Below are 20,149 nucleotides of genomic sequence, written 5' to 3'. Positions count from 1 at the left end.
CTTAATTTTTAATATACCAAATAAGTAAAAATCCTATAGCCGCAAAAATTAATCCACCACTTCTTAATTGACTATTGTTTACTTCATTTAATTTCAATAACATACTTTTCATTTTTGATGGAAATAAAGCGTATAAAATCCCTTCAATAAAAAGGAATAGCCCAAAAGCTATAATTAACTCTTTCATATAATAGACTTAATTTTGGGGTTTGGTATTTCCAAAAAATCTAAAAAATTCACTGTCTGGTGATAAAATTAGTGAAGTATCGCCACCTATTAATGCAGTTTCATAGGCTTGCATCGCTCTGTAGAATGCAAAAAATTCAGGATCTCTTCCAAATGCATCTGCAAAAATTGCATTTCTTTCACCATCTCCTTCACCCTTCATAATTTCAGAATCTTTGTTGGCATTAGCAAGTATTACTGAAACTTCTTTATCTGCTGTTGAAGTAATTGTTACAGCCATTTCTGCACCTCTTGCTCTGAATTCTTTAGCTTCTCTTTCTCTTTCAGTTTGCATTCTTCTATAAATTGCTTCACTATTAGCTTGAGGTAAATCAGCTCTTTTAATTCTAACATCTACAATTTTAATTCCAAATTTTTGAGCTTCTGCATTTACACCTTCTTGAATTAAAGACATTTGTTTAGATCTATCTTTTGAAAGTAATGTTTGTAATTCTTGTTGTCCCAAAACATTCCTAATTCTTGAATTAATAATCGTTGATAATCTTGATCTTGCAACTCTCTCATTTCCAACAGAAATATAAAATTTTAAAGGATCTATAATTTGAAATCTTGCAAACGCATCTACAATTAATCTTTTTTGGTCAGAAGCAATAACTTCTGCTGGTGGTGTATCAAGATTTAAAATCCTACTATCTAGAAAAACAACATTTTGTATAAAAGGTATTTTAAAATTCAAGCCTGGCTTTAATATAATTTTTTTAGGATCACCAAATTGTAATACAATGGCTTGATTAACTTCTTTAACTACAAATACAGAGAAAAAGGCTAATGCCCCTATTGCAATAATTACTGGTAATAGAATTTTTTTTACTTTCATTAGTTTATCACTTTCTTTTTTCCCAATTCAGGAAGTGGTAAATAAGGAACTACTCCTGAACCTGCATTTTTATCAATAATTACTTTATCTATATCAGCTAAAACTTTTTCCATAGTTTCTAAATACATTCTGTCTTTAGTAACCTTTTTGGCTTTTGCGTATTCATTAAAAATTGACACAAATCTGCTAGCTTCACCTTCTGATGCTGCAACAACTCTTTGTTTGTATGCTTCTGCTGCTTGCATGATTTTTGCCGCTTCACCTCTTGCTCTTGGGATTACATCGTTAGCATATGCTTCAGCTTCATTTTTAGATCTTTCCATATCTGCTCTTGCAGCTTGTACATCTCTAAAAGCGTCAATTACTTGATCAGGTGGATCTGCTTTTTGTGTTTGAACTTGTGTAATTTGAATACCACTATTATATTCATCTAATATAGATTGGATAATTTCCTGAGTTTCAACTTCTATTTTTGCTCTTCCCTCAGTTAAAATTGGCTGAATATCACTTTTTGCAATAACTTCTCTCATTGCAGTCTCTGCTGCTGCTTTTACTGTGCCCTCTGGGTCTTGTATTTCAAATAAAAATTTACCTGCATCTTTAATCACCCAAAATACTGAAAAGTCTATATTAACTATATTTTCATCACCGGTAAGCATTAAGCTTTCTTGAGGAACATCTGCAACACCTCCTCCCGAAGAAAAACCACTGTCTCTTTCTGATCTAAACCCAATATCAATTCTATTTACTTTTGTAACTTTTGGTGTCTGAACTGTCTCTATTGGCAGTGGAATGTGATAATGTAATCCAGGTTGAGTAGTTTTTATAAATTTCCCAAATCTAAGAACAACACCTTGCTCATCTGGTCCTACTCTATAAAGTCCACTTGCAAGCCATACAAATGCTATAATAATTAAAATTAAACCTATCGGTTTTCCTCCTGATGAACTTCCACCAGGCAAAAATTTATTTATTTTATTCTGAATGTCTTTAATCAATGCATCAATATCTGGTGGAGTTGGTCCTTTTCCTGAACCATTTCCTCCTCCTGGAGGTGTTCCCCAGGGACTTCCACCTCTACCTTGAAAATTATCTGGCATATGACAAACTATATAATGTCTTTGAGGTAAAAAACAAGTAATGATGACGTTATGACAGATAAAAAGCCAGAACTAAGTGACGCAATGAAAACTAAATTGGAGCCCAAAAAATTCATAAAGAACCCAATTTTAGGAACAAAATTTACAATAGCTATATCTAGTGCCAAAGGTGGTGTTGGTAAATCTACTTTTGCAACAAATCTAGCACTGGCTTTAAAACAAATAGGCTGTAAAGTTGGTTTGCTTGATGCTGATATCTATGGCCCATCAATTCCAAAAATGTTTGATATAAATGAGAAACCCAAAAGTGATGGTCAAACTTTAACTCCAATCACAAAATATGATATTCAGTGTATGTCAATTGGTTTTCTTGCTGACCAACAAACTCCAATGATTTGGCGAGGCCCTATGGTTACCAGTGCTATTAAAACTTTTACACAAAAAGTTTCATGGAAAGATTTAGATTTTATAATTGTTGATATGCCTCCAGGAACTGGAGATACTCAATTAACTTTTTCTCAAGAAATTAAAATGGATGGGGCAATTATAGTATCTACTCCTCAAGAAGTTGCTCTTCTAGATGTTAAAAGAGGAATTAAAATGTTTGACAAGCTTGGAGTTAAGATTTTAGGTTTAGTTGATAATATGAGTTATTTTATTGGAGATGATGGAAAAAAATATAAAATATTTGGTGAAGGTGGAGTTAAAAAAACTGCTGAAGAATTTAGTAAAGAGTTTTTAGGTGAAATCCCAATAAACCCTGAAGTTGGAAAATGTGGAGATAATGGAAAGCCAATAGTAGAGGCAAATCCTAATCATGAAGTCTCTAAAATATATTTAGATTTTGCTAAAAAAATTAAATCAACTTATCTTTAATTAAATATAAAATACCATTACTTAAAAATATCTTTTAATTCTAAAAAAATACTTAATTTTTTTCATATAAAATTTATCTTTGATTGGTATGTGTGCTTTTTTAGAAGGTTTAATTTCATACATATGATGTTTTTTTGGGCCTAATTGTAAATAATTAAAATTTTTAATAATATTAATTTTAAAGTTTTGACTATTTATAAATCTATAAAGTAAATATTCTGGGTGAAAAACAGAACCTTTTTCTGTCAATTTTATTATATATGGAATTAAATCTATCAATTTTAAAATTGACCGAGGTTTCATAAAAAAAATTTGATCATTCACACCTCTATAATGGTTGCAATCAGGAACTAGGATCTGGTTATTTTTCAGGTTAAATAAATAATTATCTGGAAAATTTAATAACTTTAAATCTGATCTATATCTGCACACAATATCATATTTTTCTATTTCATCATATGATTGAAAGAGTTGAATAGAACTCCTTATAGAGTCCCACATATTAAAAGAATTTTTTATATTATAACTTCTTCCTTCTTCACCTGTAACATATTTAATTTTTTCAATTTCATGTTCCCAGTTCTTTACTTTTTTAGTCTCAATTAATTTTGGTTTAAAAATATCAACAAAATTACTATAGTTTTCTTGATTGTCCCAAACAGATGCAAATACATCACAATCATAATTCTCAAAAATTTTTTGGTAAAATTTTTTATTTTCTTCAAAAAGCCGAATATTTCCAGAGATTAAAATTGCAGCTTTTTTTTTCAACTTTTTTATAGTTTATTTGAATAATTAAATTAGCATACTTTTGAGATCAAAAGCTTCCATCAATTCATTCCATTCTCTTTTTGACAAGCCTGAGTCTTCGAGAGAAACTTTTTCACCTCTAATTAATTTTTTAATAATTAATTTTCCCTTTGCTGAAATTTCTGTGCCACCAACTCTATAGTCCATAAATGCATCATAAGTAATTGGAACCCATTTCTTTACAGTATCTAACATGATATCTGCATACACTCTTATTTCATATTGTGCATGACTATCCGCTCTAAGTCTTAAAAAATTCATTAAATTTAATAAATCTGTTTTCCAATACCACTGAGTATAGGTATTTAAAGTTAAGTTCATTCTTGCAAGTTCTCTGGCTAAACCTTTTTTGCTCTCATCAATAGTAGTTCCATCAAATCTTTCGTTTAACATTAATTCATAGTTATCGTAAGTTCTCTCAGCATCATTTTTTAAAAGTTCTAAAACCTCTTTTGCTTGTTCACCATCAACAACATCACCCCTGCCTTGTCGGTTGCTTGCAGATTGAGCGGCTAAATTTTCTGCTGTCGGTAAATAAAATTCTTTATCAAGTATGGAATATCTTGCTGAGTATTCATTTACATTCGCTGTTCTGTGTCTAATCCATTGCCGCGCGATGAAAATTGGAAGTTTAACATGGTATTTTATTTCACACATTTCAAATGGAGTGCTATGCCAGTGTCTCATTAAATATTTGATCAAACCACTATCTGTAGAAACTTGTTTTGTTCCTTTTCCATAAGAAACTCTAGCCGATTGCACTATAGATGTATCATCACCCATGTAATCAACCACTCTTACAAATCCATGGTCTAAAGCTGGTATTGCATCATAAAGAATACTTTCAAGGCCTAGGGCGGTAACTCTTTTTGTTTGATTTTTTTGAGACTGTTGATCTTTAATCTCTTGTGATTGTTCTTTAGTTAATTTCATAATTTTATTAGAATCTTTTAGAACTAAATTTTATATTACTTTTTAAATTTTATATACAATTTTCTTAAATAATTCTTAAGCGTATTTTCTCTTGAATATATTATTTTTGATTCGTTTAGTTTATCATGTTTTCTCTTAATAATTTTAACAGCTCCAGTATCACAAAAGTTAAAATGAATATCAAATTTTTCTTGATTAGAATTATAAATGTTCAAAATTTTTTTAAAGGTTTCATGATTATTAATTTCTTTAAAAAAATGATCATGCTTGTTATTTTTAGTGTACAAAAGCCAACTTATGTCATCAATAATAAATAACCCACCTACTTTAAGTTTTTTATAATAGTAATAAAATATATTAGACACATGCTCTGACTTATGGATGGTATCTAAAAAAATAACATCAAATTCTTTTGGTATTTCTGCTTCAATTTTGGCAAAATTATCATCTTTGCTTTGTATGAATTTCCACTTTTCATTTTTAAATTGATATGAATAATCCTCAACATCCACTGAGTACAAATTGCCATTATTTTGACCACAGACATCTAAAAATAAAGAAGTAGAAACACCATGTCTTACTCCAAATTCTAAAATTTTTGGGTTTTCAAATTTCATCAATTCTACATAAAAAAAATCAAAAAATTTTTTCTTTACGCCAGGAAACTCATACCAAAGTTTTCTTATTTCTGGATTTTCTATTCTATCTGTAAATTTTTTAAACTTTTCTGACATAAAAATCTAAATATACATAATTAATTGATTATAATTTTATATGATCTATATTAGTTTTGTTGGCTTGCCAACTACGACGATAAACGAATTTCGTAATAACCATTACGGACGTGGGGGCAGTACCCACCACCTCCACCATTGCAACTTATGGGGGTGAAACAGGATCGACGGGTGACTAAAGGCTATTCTTTCGTTCGGGATTGTTCCACCGTAACGGGCTAAACTTTAAATGCTAACGAAAGTTACGCTATTGCTGCATAATTAACTTAGGTTAATTATAGAAGCACGGTCCGGGGCACCGGGTAACAGAACGCCCCTTACTTTTTTTAAAATGGAAAAAAAAAATAAAAAAATAACAAAAAAATTATTAATATTTTCTAAATTAATTTTTTTTATAAGCTTTTTATTTTCTTTAATATTATTTTCATACTCAATAAATAGAATTTTATATCCACCAGAATTTGTATCTTTAAAATTTTACTCAATAAGTCTAATTTTTAGCATAATATTAATAATATTTATATTTACATCTTATAAATATACTAGTGATAACAACAAAATTAATATTAGTTTAATTTTATTATCTTTAGGTATTACTTTTTATACTTTAGAGGTTTCTTTGATTTTTTTAAATAAAAGTTATCTTTTAAAAACAGATAGATTAAAAATAAATATTAAAGACTTGGCAAAACAAACGGGCAAACCCTATGATGATAGAGATAAAATAGAAGTAATTGATGATTTAATTGAGTCTGGTTACAAAGCATATCCAAATATAAACCCTTTACATTTTGCTGATACTGATGGTTTTTATCATAATAACAAAAAAATTTATCCTTTAGGTTCAATTGCAAAATCTTTATCAGTTCTAAGTAACGAAACAGGAATTTATACAGTTATTAAAACTGATAGATTTGGTTTTAACAACCCAGATAGTATTTACCAAGACAAAACAGAAATCATTGCAATGATTGGAGACTCATTTGTGGAAGGTTACGCGTCAAAAAAAAATGAAGATATTAGTGCTGTATTAAGAAATTTTAATTTAAATGTAATTAATTTAGGAAAGGGTGGAAGTGGACCACTTATAGAAATGGCAATACTTAGAGAATATGCCCTACCATTAAGACCAAAAATTGTCCTGTGGTTTTTTTACATGAATGACCTAAGTGATCTTAAAAATGAAATGAAATCGTCAACTTTAAAAAGATATTACTATGATAAAAATTTTTCTCAGAATTTAAGAGACAAACAATCAGACATCGATGAAATATTAGAAGAATTTATTATCTCAGAAAAAGATAAAATTCAAAATTTTGAAGAAGAAAAATCTTTTAATTTTAATAAAAGTTTTAATAAAAAATTAATAAATTTCATAAAATTATCTCAATCAAGAAAACTTCTTGAGTTAAGACCAAAAATATCCCCTGTATTTAAGAATATACTGTCAATGAGTAAACAAAATATTTCTGAATGGGGTGGAAAGATGTATTTTGTTTATTTGCCTCCTTTAGAAAGATATTCAAAAAAAGAGAAATATCATAATCTTGATGAAATATTCAAAATTGTTAAAAATTTAGATATTCCAATTATTGATATACATAAAAATGTTTTTAAACCTCACCCAAACCCACTGTCTCTATTTCCATTTGAAATAGGCGTCCATTACAATTCAACCGGTTACAAGCTTATTGGAGAGGCAATAAGAAGTAGACTTTTAAATGACCGAATTATTAATAAATAAAATAATAAAAAAGATGATGCAATCAGAGAGACTCGAACTCTCGTGAACCTTGTCATTAGGCTTGGGGATTTAGGAACTCCTATTGTTGAAAGTAAACCATAACATAATATTTCAAAAATTTATTTAGACTTTGCAAAAAAATTAAATCAATTTACTTAATCTAATTCGAATTCTTTTGTATAGTCTTTTTTAAGATTAGGATCTTGTTTATTTTTGTCTAAAATACAATTGCCGATAACTAGATAATCTAGTTCAGTTCCCATAAAACAATTAAATGCATCGGTTGGTGAATTTACAATTGGTTCACCTCTTACATTAAATGAAGTATTAACTATTACAGGACAACTAGTTTTTTCTTTAAATTTTGATATTAAATCGTAATAACGTTTATTAGTTTTTTTATTTACTGTTTGAATTCTTGCTGAATAATCAACATGAGTAACAGCAGGTATTTCTGATCTTTTAATATTTAGTTTATCAATACCAAAGAGTTCTTTTTGTTCATCATTCATTTCGAATTTTTTTGCTGGATTAATGTCAGAGACTAGCAGCATATAAGGACTATCAACATTCATATCAAACCAGTTGGATAAATCTTCCCTCAAAACTGATGGTGCAAATGGTCTAAAACTTTCTCGATATTTAATTTTTAAATTTAAGTTTTTTTGCATTTTGTCAGATCTTGGATCTCCTAAAATAGACCTTCCTCCTAGGGCCCTTGGACCAAATTCCATTCTTCCTTGAAACCATCCAATAATTTTTTGCTTTGACAAGTGTTCGGAAGTCTCATTAATTAAATTTTCATAATCAAAAGTTTGGTAATTTGCTCCAATAGAATTTAACTCTTTCTCAATTTCGTCTTGAGAAAATTCAGATCCTAAATAGGAACCATTCATATCATCTTCTTGGTTAACCTCTCTTTTATTTCCTTGTTCAATATGCCATAAGGCTAAAGCAGCTCCCAATGACCCACCAGCGTCTCCAGCCGCAGGCTGAATCCAAATATTTTCAAAAATTTTCTGCTTAAGAATTTTTCCATTAGCTACACAATTTAAAGCCACACCACCAGCGAGGCATAAATTCACAATATTATATTCTTTACGAATAGCTTTCGCTAATTTAATCATTACTTCCTCTGTCACTTTTTGAATTGAAGCTGCAATGTCCATGTGAAATTGGGTCAACTGATCTTTTTTAGGATCTCTAGGTTTTTGGCCAAATAAATGGTTAAATTTTGTATTAGTCATTGTTAATCCTGTTGAATAATTAAAATAATTTTGATCCAACATAAAAGATCCATCATCTTTAATATCTATTAGTTTTTTTATTTTATTCTCATAAATTGGGTTGCCATATGGAGCTAACCCCATAAGTTTATATTCTCCACTATTAACTTTAAATCCCGTGTAATAAGTAAACGCAGAGTAAAGAAGTCCAAGTGAATGAGGGAAATGGATCTCTTTTTTAATTTCTAATTGATTGCCCTTTCCAACTGCTACAGTGGTTGTAGCCCATTCTCCTACTCCATCGGCAGTTAAAATAACAGCTTCTTCAAATGGTGATGGAAAAAAAGCACTTGCTGCATGACTTAAGTGATGTTCAGAAAAACATATTTTATTTTCATTATTAAAATCACTATCATGTTCTTTTAAATGGTTAAAAAGTAATTTTTTTTGAAATAATTTTTCTTTAAGCCAAATTGGCATTGATTTTGTAAATTGTAAAAAACCTTTGGGAGCAAAAGCTACGTATGTTTCAAGCAATCTTTCAAATTTAAGAAATGGTTTTTCAAAAAATACTATGTGATCGACTTCTGACAGTTTAAGATTTGAATGTTTTAAAACAAAATTGACTGCATTATGTGGATATTTAGAATCGTGTTTTATTCTAGTAAATCTCTCTTCTTGCGCAGCAGATATTATTTTTCCATTATTTATTATTGATGCGGCACTATCATGATAAAAAGCAGAAATTCCTAATATACTAGTCACTAAAATATTGTATAAATAAATGGAGCTATAGCTGAACCTTGGCTTAAAATAATTAAACCCCCAAACAACACCAAAACAAATATTATTGGAAGCAGCCAATATTTTTTTCTAACTTTCAAAAATTCACAAAATTCTTTTAAAAAACTCATTTAAAATTGGTTTTTCATATTATTATTTTTATTTTCTTTTTTTATCCAGTATGTGCTTGCACTCTTTTTTTTTAAATTTAAAAGATCTTTTCCTAAAAGGCGCATAATAATCCCCGTAGGAGTAACGACGAAAAAAAATATAAGTCCCATTACTAATGGAGAAACAATTTTTCCTAGAATTAAACCAAATTTCATCCATACTTTGTTTAAAGGTGTTAATATTTTTGAATTTATTAAAGCTAAAACAAAAAAAATTAATGAAATTATTAAAGACCAATATCTTATATCTCCATTTTTTAATAATGGCCAAAATGAAATAATAAGAAATACAATTGTAAATACTATTCCAAAATTTCTATTTGAAGGAAGAATATCTTTTTTCATAAATTGATTCATAATTTTATCAATGTGTTCAAATGATTTTATAAGCTCATTTCATTCTATTTTTTGAAAAACCAGAGCTATCTATACTAATTTTTTCACTTTTCATCAAATTATCTTATCACTTTTTTGCAAATGCTGTGACTCCAAAACAAAATAATTAATAAAATTAATAATAGTTTTCAATAATTCTCGAAATCTTGTTTCGATTGATCACAAGCAGCCATCATAAAAAATGTGAGAACTATTAACAAAAATTTTTTCATTAAAAATAACATACGATATTCTGGTCGCAAATTGGACTCACCTATCAAAGAAATTAACATTTTTTATGATCTAGAATTGTTGTATAACTTTAAGCAGTTAACGGCATCTGGCAACAGAACACCCCTAATCATTCACAAACTTATTTAAGTTGGGTTTAAAATATTTTGGTCCCTTCATAACTTTTCCAGACTCATTATAGATTGGTTTACCATCTTCATCTAACTTACTCATATTAGAATTTTGAACCTCCTCAAAACACTTATCAAGATCAATTCCAAAAGCATGTCCGGCACCATAAGTTACATATAATATATCTGTCAGAGCATCTGCTACCTCTAAAAGATCTTTATTTTTCATTGCTTCACTTAACTCATTTAATTCTTCTTTAATTAAATCATATCTAAGTTTATTGGTTTTTTCATTACTAAAAGAAGGTTTAGTTTTGACCTCTTGTCCAAAGGTTTCCATGAAAGTTCTTACTTTATTAAAATTAGACATTTAGCTCCTGTAAGTTTTTAAAATTTAATGTATAAGTATATTAAATTGTTAATTTAGAAATAATCAATGAAATTAAGAAAAGAATTTGACAGTATAGGAAGTGTAAACGTACCAGATGATAAATATTGGGGCGCATCTACTCAGAGATCTAATAAATTTTTTAATATTGGTAAAATTTTAGTAAATATTTCAATAATAAAATCTATAGCAATTATTAAAAGATCTGCTGCAATAGTTCATTTTAAAGAAAAGCAGATTGAAAAAAAAATTACAAATTCTATAATAAAAGCGTCAGAAGAAATAATCAAAGGTAAACTAGATGAAAATTTTCCTTTAAAAGTATGGCAAACAGGCTCTGGTACTCAAACTAATATGAATGTTAATGAAGTAGTTGCTAATAGGGCAATAGAAATTATGGGTGGGAAAAAAGGTTCAAAAAAACCTGTCCATCCAAACGATCATGTAAATAAATCACAATCTACAAATGATGTTTTTCCAACAGCTATGCATATATCTGTAGCTCAAGAAACAATATCTAAATTATTACCAAATTTAAAAATTTTAGAAAAGGAATTGGCTAAAAAATCTAAAGAATTTAAAAATATTATTAAAATTGGAAGAACTCATTTACAAGATGCAACACCATTATCTCTTGGTCAAGAATTCTCTGGATATCACGCTCAATTAAGACAGTGCATTAAAAGAATAGAGATTGCGCTTAAAGAAATATATTTTCTTGCACAAGGTGGTACTGCAGTTGGAACTGGAATTAATTCAAAAAAAGGATTTGATAAAAAGATTATTAAAGAAATTGCCAAGTATACCAAAATTCCTTTTAAACCAGCTAATAATAAGTTTGCAGAATTAGCAGCCCATGACTCAATTGTAAACTTTTCAGGAACATTAAATACATGTGCTGTATCATTAATGAAAATATCAAATGATATAAGATTTTTAGGTTCAGGGCCTAGAGCAGGATATGGTGAGTTAACACTTCCTGAAAACGAACCTGGTTCGTCTATTATGCCTGGAAAAGTTAATCCTACTCAATGTGAAGCAGTAACAATGGTTTGTGTTAAAGTGATAGGCAATCATACCGGAATTACAGTTGCTGGTTCCCATGGACACTTTGAGCTTAATGTATTTAAACCAATGATTGCTCATAACATCCTTCAATCAATAGACTTAATTGCCGATAGTACTAAAAACTTTGCTCAATATTGTGTTAAAGGAATTAAAGCTAACAAAAAAAAAATTAAAGAACATTTGGATAATTCTTTAATGCTAGTTACAGCTCTAGCCCCTCATATTGGATATGATACTGCAGCTAAAATAGCAAAAATAGCTTTAAAAAATGGAACTACATTGAAACATGAAACTCTTAAAACAGGACTCATTAAAGAAAAAGATTACAAACGAATAGTAGATCCAAGAAAAATGATTTATCCTGAATAGGCACTTATAATTCTATTAAATAAATTTTTATTTCTAATTAAATTTTTTATATTATTCATCTCCTGGATATTAAAAGCAGATATTACGTCGTCTAATCTTTTGCTAGGATTTATTTCATCAAATTTAATATTATTTATAGTCACTTTTTCAGTCAAAAGATTGTAATCAAAATTAATGCGCATATTAGAGAATTCTATTCTATGTTTTTTTGGTGTTTGAAAAAAGAAATAAAGTTTTTTTAAGTTTTTTACCTCAAAAGTAACATTGCTATTTAGCAATAAAGCATTCTTTTCAAAAAACAAATTACTTCTATTTACTTTTAGAGATCCAATTTTCTTATTAACAAGATTTGTTTGATCAAAATTAATTTGTCCATTATTAATATTTAAAATTATTTTAGACAAATTAAAAAAAGAATTACTTTTTTGATTTTTTTGATTGATTGAAATCTTTGCACTAATGTTTTCATTGAATAAAATTTTATTTTTCAAAATTTCTATAAAAATAGAATTAGGATTTATTAAATTGTAAATCTTAAATTTATCTAAATTTATATTTAAAACAAGGTCAAAAGGATTTGTGGATAATTCACCATCATAATCAAAACTAAAATTTGCTAACTTAGATTTTGATGATTTGAATGAAGTTAAGTTTTTATCATATTTATAATTCGTAACAAATGTAGAATTAAGGATAGAAGTTGTATTTGATCCCAAGGTAATATTATTAGAATTTTTATTTGACTCATTTAAAATATTTAATTTAGTTTTATTAGATTTAATAATCCATTTATAATGATTTAGTTTTGTAAAATCTTTATTTAACTTTAATTTAAAGGGCATATTAAAAATTTCACCTTTTAGATTTAATAAGTTTGAAAGCTCTTGATCATCATAAAACATGGAAAGCCTAGGTGCACTTAGTATAGTGATTATCTCATTATTAGTATTTTTTAAGAAAAATCTACTTTTTTTAATGTTAATTTTTTTAGTAGAAAATTTTTTATCAACAAGATTTTTAAAAAATTCAAAATCATTTGTATTGATATAAAAGTTAGCGTTTTTAATCAAAACTTTATTTATTTTTAATTCTTCTTTTTTAAAAAAATTTTTTTGAGATACAAAAACTTTTAATATCTTTATTTCTGATAATTTTTGTATTTCTTTAGGATTATTATCTAAAATATTTGCATTCTTAACATTATAATGTGGAGATGGTAATATTTCGTATGTAATTTCTGAAGAGACACTAAAATTAACTCCAAATTCTTCCAGTAATATTTTTTCTAAATTTTTTTGAACCCAGACTTTATCATAGGAAACAGGAATTATTAGATAAAATAAATAAATAAATAATAAGCAAATTATCGTTATGAAAGCCTTATTATAATTACTAATTTTAATTTTTTCCTTATTTAAAAAAGTTTTTTTTTTTTTAGTAAGGTATTTTAATAAAATTTTGTTGATAAAGGAGTTAAAGTATTTAACAAGTCTTTTGTAAATAAATTTAATATTTTTCATAAAATTTGATAAGTTTATAGTTAAAATTTTAAAATGATAAACTCAGAATATTTAGATAACCTGAATAAAGCCCAAAAAGAAGCTGTTTTATCTCTTAATGGTCCACTATTAATTGTAGCTGGAGCTGGCTCAGGAAAAACTAAAGTGTTAACCTCTAGAATTGCACATATCATAAATGAAAAAAAGGCATTCCCCAATCAAATACTCTCTGTCACCTTCACTAATAAAGCAGCAAAAGAAATGCAAAATAGAGTAAGTACGATACTTAATTCTGGAGCAACAGGCTTAACATGGCTTGGCACTTTTCATTCTATTTGTGCAAAACTACTAAGAAAACACGCGCTTGCTGTGGGATTGACATCCAACTTCACAATTATTGATACAGATGATCAGGTTCGATTGATAAAAAATATATGTAAAGGAGAAAATATTGATATTAAACAGCTGGCTCCAAAATATATCTTATCAATTATTGATAGATGGAAGAATAAAGGTTTTTATCCTAACGAAGTTATAATTAATAAAAATGATATTTTTGAAAAAACTATACTTCCTCTTTATAAAATTTATCAACAAAAGTTATTAGATTTAAACGCCTGTGATTTTGGTGACTTAATTTTACACGTTGTAAAAATTTTAGAGAAAAATCGAGATATAAGAGAAATATATTCAAATAACTTCAAATATATATTGGTGGATGAATATCAAGATACAAACTATATTCAAAGTAGATGGCTTTTTTTATTAACTGAAAAGCATAAAAATATTTGCTGTGTTGGAGACGATGATCAATCTATTTATAGTTGGCGGGGTGCAGAAATAAAAAATTTTTTAGAATTTGATCAAGTTTATAAAAATTCAAAAGTTATAAGGTTAGAGGAAAATTATCGGTCCTCTCAAAATATTTTATCAATAGCATCTGGTTTAATATCCAATAATCAAAATAGAGTTGGCAAAACCTTAAGAACTACAATGCAAGAAGGAGAGCTTGTTAAACTAAATTGTTTCAAAAATGGAAAAGATGAAGCTATAGGAATTTCTGACGAGATAGAAAAAAAACTAAAAAAAAAATATTCATTTAATAATATAGCAATTTTAGTTAGAGCAATATTTCAAACAAGAGAATTTGAAGAGCGTTTTTTAAAAATTGGATTACCTTATAGAATTTTAGGTGGAACAAAATTTTATGAAAGAGCAGAAATTAAAGACTGTGTTGCTTATTTAAGATTAATTCATCAACCAAAAGATGATTTAGCTTTTGGAAGAATAGTTAACAATCCTAAAAGATCAATCGGAGAAAGTACTATAAAATTAATACACGAATTTTCAAAAATTAACTCGGTAAGTTTAGAAATTTCTTCAAAAAAATTAATTGAACAGAATCAAATTAAACCAAAAACAAAAATAAGTTTGAGTACTTTTTTATTTTTAATAAATAAATGGAGAAATGATATTAATACTAAGAAAATTAACCACGTTAAACTTTTACAAATAGTTTTAGATGAATCTGGTTACTCAGCTATGCTTAAAAATAAAAAAGATATAGAAAACGAAAATAGATTAGAAAACATTAAAGAACTTTTAAGTGCTATGAAAGAGTTTGATAGTTTAGAAGCTTTTTTAGAGCATGTAGCATTAGCAACTTCAATAGATCAAGACTGGGAAGGAGAAAAAATTAATATGATGACAATGCATGGTTCAAAAGGTCTTGAGTTTGATGTGGTGTTTTTACCTGGATGGGAAGAGGGTCTATTTCCACACCAAAAATCTATAGAAGAAAAAGGACAAAATGGTCTTGAAGAAGAAAGGAGGTTAGCATATGTCGGCATAACTAGAGCCAAAAATAAAGCACTAATATCTTTTTCAATGAATAGATTTTATCAAGGTAATTGGATTGACAGTATGGCCTCAAGATTTATTGATGAGTTACCAGAAAAATATTTAGAAAAAAATTCATTTTTTGATGATACAAAAAGTGATGATGATGACTTTGAATTCAATCAAGACTTTGAAATTGATGAAGAAAAAAGAAGTCCAGGCTGGATGAGATACCAAAAAAGAATCAAATGATTAATAAGAAAATAAAAAAATTAAAAGAAAAATTTAAAAAATACAAAATTGATGGTTACATAATTCCTAAAAATGATGAATATTTTTCTGAATATCCAGAAAATGATAGATTAAAAAATATCAGTAATTTTTCAGGCTCTGCTGGTATTGCTATTATTCTTAAAAAAAAAAATTATTTATTTGTTGATGGAAGATACACTTTACAAGCAGAAAAAGAGTCAGCCAAAAATTTTAATATAATTCAAATTCATAAAAAGCTGCCCCACACTATTATTAAAAATCTTAATCTTGGCTATGATCCAAGGATATTTACATCAAAAAATCTAAACAATTATTTTTTAAATAATAATCTTATTCCAATTGATAATAATTTAATTGATCAAATTATTGAATTTAAAGAAAAGACAACTAAACCATTTTATTCATTAAAGAAAAATATAGTAGGTGAATTATTTAATTCTAAAATTTTAAAAATAAAAAATTATCTAAAATTAAATAAAGCTGATTATTTATTTGTTAGTGCCCCAGAAAATGTAGCGTGGCTTTTGAATATAAGAGGATACGATAATCCGAATAGTCCAATACCAAATGCTAGATTAATTATAAATAAAAATAAAAAAATATTTTTGATTGCAAAAAAAAATAATCTAAAAAAAATTATAAAAGAAAAAATTATAGATAAAGGGAATATTATTGATATTAAAAATCTTCCAAACTTAATTTATAAATTAAAAGGAAAAAAATTTATAATTGATAATAAGTCGTGTTCAATTTTTTATGAAAATATAATTAAGTCAAAATTTAAAATTTTAAAAAAAGATGACCCAATTTATAAACTAAAATCAATCAAAAACTCACATGAAATAAATCATATGATTGAAGCACATAAAAAAGATGGATTAGCGCTAACAAAATTTATCTATTGGATAAAATATGTAAATAAAAAAAAAATAACTGAGGTTGAAGCACAGAATAAATTAGAAAAATTTAGAAAATTAAATAAAAAGTATTTATTTCCAAGTTTTAATACTATAGCTGGTACTGGTTCGAATGGAGCCATAGTTCATTATAGAGCAACAAATAAAACTACAAAAAAAATTAATAAAAAAGATATTTTATTAGTTGATTCAGGTGGACAATATAATTACGGAACTACAGATGTCACAAGAACTATTTGTTTCTCAGACCAAAAACCATCAATAAAAAATATTTATACCAATGTCTTAAAGGGTCATATTGCTGTAGCTCTTACTGATTTGAATAAAGATAATACTGGTAAAAAAATAGACCTCAGAGCTAGAAAATACTTGAAAAAAAGAGGTTTAGATTATGCACATGGAACTGGACATGGTGTTGGTTTCTTTTTGAATGTGCACGAAGGTCCTCAGTCAATTTCAAAAAATAATAATATAAAAATTCAAAAAGGTATGATTTTAAGTAATGAGCCTGGTTATTACAAAAAAAATCATTTTGGGATAAGAATAGAAAATTTAGTGTATGTAGAAAAATTCAAAAATAAATTATTTTTTAATAATCTTACCGTAGCACCAATAGAGAGAGATTTAATTAATTACAATATGCTAAATGAAAAAGAAAAAAATTACTTATTCAGATATCATTTAAATATTTATTCTGAATTTTCAGATTTACTAAATAAAAAAGAGAGAAAATGGCTAGCTACTCTTATTTAATAATTTTAACCATTCTGCTTGATCTATAACTTTTATATTTAAATCCTTAGCTAAATTCATTTTTTTTAGAGTTGGTTTTTCTCCACAAATTAAATAATCAAGTTTTTTACTAACATTACTAATTATTTTTCCTGAATTTATCTCAATTATTGATTTAGCTTCTGCTCTACTAATTCCACTTAACTTTCCAGTTAACATAAAAGTTTTATTTTTTAACAAACCTTCATTGTCTACTAATACTTCATTTTTTATATCAAGACATTTCTCTAGTTCAGATAAAACTTTTAAATTAGTTTTATTTAAAAAAAATTTTTTGATAGACTTAATTTGTGTTGTCCCAATTCCATCAATATTAGATAAATTTTCAATATCTGCTTCTATTGAAAGTTTAAAAAAATTTGAAGCTTTTTTTAAATGTCTTGCTATAAGCTTTGCATTCTCAAAACCTATATGTCTTATTCCTAATGAGTAAATAAATCGCTCAAGAGAAATAATTTTTTTTTTATTTATTGAAAATTTTAAATTATCAACTGACAATCTTCCCCAACCTTCAAGATGTTCTATTTTATTATAATCAAGTTTAAAAATATCTTGTGGAAGTTTAACTAGTTTTAATATCCAAAAATTTTCAACAATTTTTTTTCCAAAACCTTCTATATCAAAGGCATCTTTTGATACAAAGTGTTTAATTTTTTCTATCGCAATTTTTTCACACTCATAGCCCTCACTGGCACACCTTCTTACTGCATCTTTTTTTTTAGTTATTTCGTTGTAATCTTTGATTGTTTTACTTCCACAAGATGGGCACTTTTGAGGAAAAATAAACTCTTTAGAATTTTTTTTTCTTTTTTTTAGGTCCACTGAAACTACATGAGGAATTACATCTCCTGCTCTTTCAACTGTAACTATATCTCCAATTCTAATGTCTTTTCTAACAATTTCATCCTCATTATGAAGTGTTGCATTTGAAACTATTACGCCACCAATATTGACTGGTTTAATTTTTGCGACAGGTGTGAGTGCTCCTGTTCTGCCTATCTGAATTTCAATATTTATTATTTCAGAGATTGACTTGTTGGCCGAAAATTTGTGTGCTATTGCCCACCTTGGTGCATTAGCTGCAAAACCTAATCTTTTTTGTAAATTAAAATTATTAACTTTGTAGACAACACCGTCTATATCAAAAGCTAACTCTTTTCTATTTTCTTCTAATTCTTTATGGTTATTTATTAAATTTTTAATACCTGTAATCTTTCTATTAAATTGGTTTGTTTTAAATCCCCAAGACTTTAATTTTTCTAAAAAACTTGTTTGATCATCAATATTCATATTTTTTTCATAACCATATGTGTATGCAATAAACTTAAGTGGTATTTTGGCAGTTATTAATGAATTTTTCTGTCTCAATGATCCAGAGGCTGCATTTCTGGGATTTGCAAATTTTTTACTAATTTTTTTAAAATCATTATTTTCTATAAAAACTTCTCCCCTAATATCTATTTCTTTGGGAAAATTAATTTTAGTAATCTCCGATGGTATATCCTTAATAGTTTTCAAATTTTGAGTGATATCCTCACCTTCTTCTCCATCACCTCTAGAAAGTCCTTTAACAAATTTTCCATTGAGATAAATTAATGATGCTGATATTCCGTCTATTTTTGGTTCTGCACTGTACTCAATAGAATTAGTATCTTTTAAACTTAAAAATTTAATTATTTTTTTTTCGAAATTTTTTAAGTCATCTTCATCAAAAACATTTCCAAGTGATAACATTGGAACTTTATGTTTTACTTTTTGAAAAATTTTTGATGATTTGTATCCTACAATTTTAGTTGGAGAATATTCACTTTTTAAAAATTTATGTTTATTTTCTAAATTTATTATATCTTTTTTTAGTAAATCAAATTCTTGATCAGGTACGATGGGATTATTTTTATCATAATAATATTTATTGTGTTTTTGAAGTAGTTTAATCTTTTTGAAATACTCGATTTTTATTTCTTTAATAGACATTTACTCAAGTATATCTTTAATTTTTCTTATGAAAAAATTCTGACTTCTTTTTTTTTCCTTTTTAATTTTTTCTAATTTAGAAACATATTTTGGATTCAAAATTCTGTAAGATTGGTCATACCATTCGCTAGACTTATAATTATATCCTAATATGCTTGCATATCTTTTCGATTCTTCTACCAAGCCAATTTTATAATTTACCTCCACCAATCTATATAATGCCTCTTCTACATGTGCTGTTCTTTCATAATTTTCTATAACATATTTAAATCTATTTATTGCAGCTATCCATTTTCTATCTTTTAAATAATGCTTTCCTATATACATTTCTTTTGCTGCTAAAATATCATAAACTAAATCAATTTTAAATTTTGAGTCAAGAGCAAAGTCAGTATCTGGATAATTTTCTATTATGAATTCAAATTTTTCTTTCGCCTTAGTTAGTGGTCCAAGATCTTTTTTTTCATCCACAATTGTTTCATAATAACAAAGAGCTAACATAAAATGAGCATAGTCTTTGTTGGGGCTTGTTGGATAGATTTTTATAAACCTTTCTAATTCAAAAATTGCATCCGGGTAGTAAGATTGAGAATAATATGCATATGCAGCCATCAATGATGCTTTTGGTGCCCATTCAGATTGTGGATAAAGTAATTCAGCTTCATTAAACATTTTTGCTGCATAGAAAGTGTCACCTTCTCTTAAAGCTTTTTTTCCTTTTCCATAAGCTTCAATCATTTGCAATCTTATATCTTTCTCTACAATGACACTTACCTTCTGTTTCTTTTCACCACATGAATTTAATAAGAATATAAACAACAGTAATATAAAACTTTTTAAGCCCATAATTTTAC

18 protein-coding genes and 1 other RNA gene are annotated in these 20,149 nt (G+C 27.1%); 6 read left to right on the top strand and 13 right to left on the bottom strand.

What is annotated here, in order from left to right:
- Position 1: 1 nt before the first annotated feature.
- The 3 genes from VP91_RS03780 to hflK are packed head-to-tail and all read right to left on the bottom strand — an operon-like array spanning position 2 to position 2,163.
- The gene (locus VP91_RS03780) at positions 2–187 is read right to left on the bottom strand and encodes a DUF2065 domain-containing protein (RefSeq protein ID WP_169036099.1); all 186 of its coding nucleotides are present in this window, start codon (positions 185–187) and stop codon (positions 2–4) included.
- Between the two features lie 9 nt (positions 188–196).
- On the bottom strand, positions 197–1,063 hold the full coding sequence (gene hflC, locus VP91_RS03775; protein ID WP_169036098.1) for a protease modulator HflC: 867 nt from the start codon (positions 1,061–1,063) through the stop codon (positions 197–199).
- Complete coding sequence (hflK, locus tag VP91_RS03770) at positions 1,063–2,163, bottom strand: FtsH protease activity modulator HflK (RefSeq protein WP_169036097.1); 1,101 nt, start codon at positions 2,161–2,163, stop codon at positions 1,063–1,065. The genes hflC and hflK overlap by 1 nt, the downstream gene beginning before the upstream one ends.
- Before the next feature lie 51 nt (positions 2,164–2,214).
- Here hflK and VP91_RS03765 point away from each other — a divergent pair, with 51 nt between their 5' ends.
- Positions 2,215–3,039: an Mrp/NBP35 family ATP-binding protein gene (locus tag VP91_RS03765; RefSeq protein WP_169036096.1), complete on the top strand. Its 825-nt coding sequence runs from the start codon at positions 2,215–2,217 to the stop codon at positions 3,037–3,039.
- Between the two features lie 21 nt (positions 3,040–3,060).
- Here the strand turns inward: VP91_RS03765 and VP91_RS03760 are convergent, their stop codons facing one another.
- The 3 genes from VP91_RS03760 to VP91_RS03750 are packed head-to-tail and all read right to left on the bottom strand — an operon-like array spanning position 3,061 to position 5,516.
- Entirely contained in the window at positions 3,061–3,810 is a 750-nt protein-coding gene (locus tag VP91_RS03760) for a hypothetical protein (protein ID WP_169036095.1), read from the bottom strand.
- 24 nt (positions 3,811–3,834) lie between these two features.
- Positions 3,835–4,782 carry an FAD-dependent thymidylate synthase gene (gene thyX, locus VP91_RS03755; RefSeq protein ID WP_169036094.1) on the bottom strand — a complete coding sequence of 316 codons (948 nt, stop codon included), beginning with the start codon at positions 4,780–4,782 and terminating at the stop codon, positions 3,835–3,837.
- A 35-nt stretch (positions 4,783–4,817) separates the two neighbouring features.
- A complete protein-coding gene (locus VP91_RS03750) occupies positions 4,818–5,516 on the bottom strand; it encodes a class I SAM-dependent methyltransferase (RefSeq protein WP_169036093.1) in 699 nt (232 codons plus the stop codon).
- A gap of 20 nt (positions 5,517–5,536) precedes the next feature.
- Between VP91_RS03750 and ssrA the strand changes: the two genes are divergently transcribed.
- Positions 5,537–5,838: a transfer-messenger RNA gene (gene ssrA, locus VP91_RS03745) on the top strand.
- A gap of 9 nt (positions 5,839–5,847) precedes the next feature.
- Positions 5,848–7,260, top strand: a complete 1,413-nt coding sequence (locus tag VP91_RS03740; RefSeq protein ID WP_169036092.1) for an SGNH/GDSL hydrolase family protein — start codon at positions 5,848–5,850, stop codon at positions 7,258–7,260.
- Between the two features lie 155 nt (positions 7,261–7,415).
- Here VP91_RS03740 and VP91_RS06985 read toward each other — a convergent pair whose 3' ends face one another.
- From VP91_RS06985 to VP91_RS03725, 4 genes are all read right to left on the bottom strand, one after another.
- On the bottom strand, positions 7,416–9,251 hold the full coding sequence (locus VP91_RS06985; protein WP_169036091.1) for a carbamoyltransferase N-terminal domain-containing protein: 1,836 nt from the start codon (positions 9,249–9,251) through the stop codon (positions 7,416–7,418).
- A complete protein-coding gene (locus VP91_RS06905) occupies positions 9,251–9,400 on the bottom strand; it encodes a DUF5989 family protein (RefSeq protein WP_248289216.1) in 150 nt (49 codons plus the stop codon). The genes VP91_RS06985 and VP91_RS06905 overlap by 1 nt, the downstream gene beginning before the upstream one ends.
- Positions 9,401–9,784 (bottom strand): SxtJ family membrane protein, encoded by a 384-nt coding sequence (locus VP91_RS03730; RefSeq protein ID WP_169036090.1) that lies wholly within the window; start codon positions 9,782–9,784, stop codon positions 9,401–9,403.
- 387 nt (positions 9,785–10,171) lie between these two features.
- The gene (locus tag VP91_RS03725) at positions 10,172–10,546 is read right to left on the bottom strand and encodes a nucleoside triphosphate pyrophosphohydrolase family protein (protein ID WP_169036089.1); all 375 of its coding nucleotides are present in this window, start codon (positions 10,544–10,546) and stop codon (positions 10,172–10,174) included.
- A 66-nt stretch (positions 10,547–10,612) separates the two neighbouring features.
- On the opposite strand from VP91_RS03725, the gene fumC reads away from it, so the two are divergent.
- Positions 10,613–12,001 (top strand): class II fumarate hydratase, encoded by a 1,389-nt coding sequence (fumC, locus tag VP91_RS03720; RefSeq protein ID WP_169036088.1) that lies wholly within the window; start codon positions 10,613–10,615, stop codon positions 11,999–12,001.
- Here fumC and VP91_RS03715 read toward each other — a convergent pair.
- Positions 11,989–13,521 carry a hypothetical protein gene (locus tag VP91_RS03715; RefSeq protein WP_169036087.1) on the bottom strand — a complete coding sequence of 511 codons (1,533 nt, stop codon included), beginning with the start codon at positions 13,519–13,521 and terminating at the stop codon, positions 11,989–11,991. The genes fumC and VP91_RS03715 overlap by 13 nt on opposite strands.
- 33 nt (positions 13,522–13,554) lie before the next feature.
- Between VP91_RS03715 and VP91_RS03710 the strand changes: the two genes are divergently transcribed.
- Positions 13,555–15,591, top strand: a complete 2,037-nt coding sequence (locus tag VP91_RS03710) for an ATP-dependent helicase (protein WP_169036086.1) — start codon at positions 13,555–13,557, stop codon at positions 15,589–15,591.
- Positions 15,588–17,282, top strand: coding sequence for an aminopeptidase P family protein (locus tag VP91_RS03705; protein WP_169036085.1), 1,695 nt, complete (start codon positions 15,588–15,590; stop codon positions 17,280–17,282). The genes VP91_RS03710 and VP91_RS03705 overlap by 4 nt, the downstream gene beginning before the upstream one ends.
- On the opposite strand, the gene ligA is transcribed toward VP91_RS03705, so the two are convergent.
- On the bottom strand, positions 17,265–19,295 hold the full coding sequence (ligA, locus tag VP91_RS03700; RefSeq protein WP_169036084.1) for an NAD-dependent DNA ligase LigA: 2,031 nt from the start codon (positions 19,293–19,295) through the stop codon (positions 17,265–17,267). The genes VP91_RS03705 and ligA overlap by 18 nt on opposite strands.
- A complete protein-coding gene (locus tag VP91_RS03695) occupies positions 19,296–20,141 on the bottom strand; it encodes an outer membrane protein assembly factor BamD (protein WP_248289215.1) in 846 nt (281 codons plus the stop codon).
- Positions 20,142–20,149: the final 8 nt, after the last annotated feature.

The sequence above is a fragment of the Candidatus Pelagibacter communis genome (assembly GCF_012932795.1).
GTDB lineage: Bacteria > Pseudomonadota > Alphaproteobacteria > Pelagibacterales > Pelagibacteraceae > Pelagibacter > Pelagibacter ubique_S.
This window is presented reverse-complemented; position numbering and strand designations above follow the sequence as displayed.

What these genes read in the sequence shown, in the direction of transcription:
- VP91_RS06905 (WP_248289216.1), bottom strand. Translation starts at nt 9,400, where the DNA reads ATGAGTTTTTTAAAAGAATTTTGTGAATTTTTGAAAGTTAGAAAAAAA.
- VP91_RS03765 (WP_169036096.1), top strand. Translation starts at nt 2,215, where the DNA reads ATGACAGATAAAAAGCCAGAACTAAGTGACGCAATGAAAACTAAATTG.
- fumC (WP_169036088.1), top strand. Translation starts at nt 10,613, where the DNA reads ATGAAATTAAGAAAAGAATTTGACAGTATAGGAAGTGTAAACGTACCA.
- hflK (WP_169036097.1), bottom strand. Translation starts at nt 2,163, where the DNA reads ATGCCAGATAATTTTCAAGGTAGAGGTGGAAGTCCCTGGGGAACACCT.
- VP91_RS03740 (WP_169036092.1), top strand. Translation starts at nt 5,848, where the DNA reads ATGGAAAAAAAAAATAAAAAAATAACAAAAAAATTATTAATATTTTCT.
- VP91_RS03705 (WP_169036085.1), top strand. Translation starts at nt 15,588, where the DNA reads ATGATTAATAAGAAAATAAAAAAATTAAAAGAAAAATTTAAAAAATAC.
- thyX (WP_169036094.1), bottom strand. Translation starts at nt 4,782, where the DNA reads ATGAAATTAACTAAAGAACAATCACAAGAGATTAAAGATCAACAGTCT.
- VP91_RS03710 (WP_169036086.1), top strand. Translation starts at nt 13,555, where the DNA reads ATGATAAACTCAGAATATTTAGATAACCTGAATAAAGCCCAAAAAGAA.
- VP91_RS03780 (WP_169036099.1), bottom strand. Translation starts at nt 187, where the DNA reads ATGAAAGAGTTAATTATAGCTTTTGGGCTATTCCTTTTTATTGAAGGG.
- VP91_RS03750 (WP_169036093.1), bottom strand. Translation starts at nt 5,516, where the DNA reads ATGTCAGAAAAGTTTAAAAAATTTACAGATAGAATAGAAAATCCAGAA.
- VP91_RS03730 (WP_169036090.1), bottom strand. Translation starts at nt 9,784, where the DNA reads ATGAAAAAAGATATTCTTCCTTCAAATAGAAATTTTGGAATAGTATTT.
- VP91_RS03715 (WP_169036087.1), bottom strand. Translation starts at nt 13,521, where the DNA reads ATGAAAAATATTAAATTTATTTACAAAAGACTTGTTAAATACTTTAAC.
- hflC (WP_169036098.1), bottom strand. Translation starts at nt 1,063, where the DNA reads ATGAAAGTAAAAAAAATTCTATTACCAGTAATTATTGCAATAGGGGCA.
- ligA (WP_169036084.1), bottom strand. Translation starts at nt 19,295, where the DNA reads ATGTCTATTAAAGAAATAAAAATCGAGTATTTCAAAAAGATTAAACTA.
- VP91_RS03695 (WP_248289215.1), bottom strand. Translation starts at nt 20,141, where the DNA reads ATGGGCTTAAAAAGTTTTATATTACTGTTGTTTATATTCTTATTAAAT.
- VP91_RS03725 (WP_169036089.1), bottom strand. Translation starts at nt 10,546, where the DNA reads ATGTCTAATTTTAATAAAGTAAGAACTTTCATGGAAACCTTTGGACAA.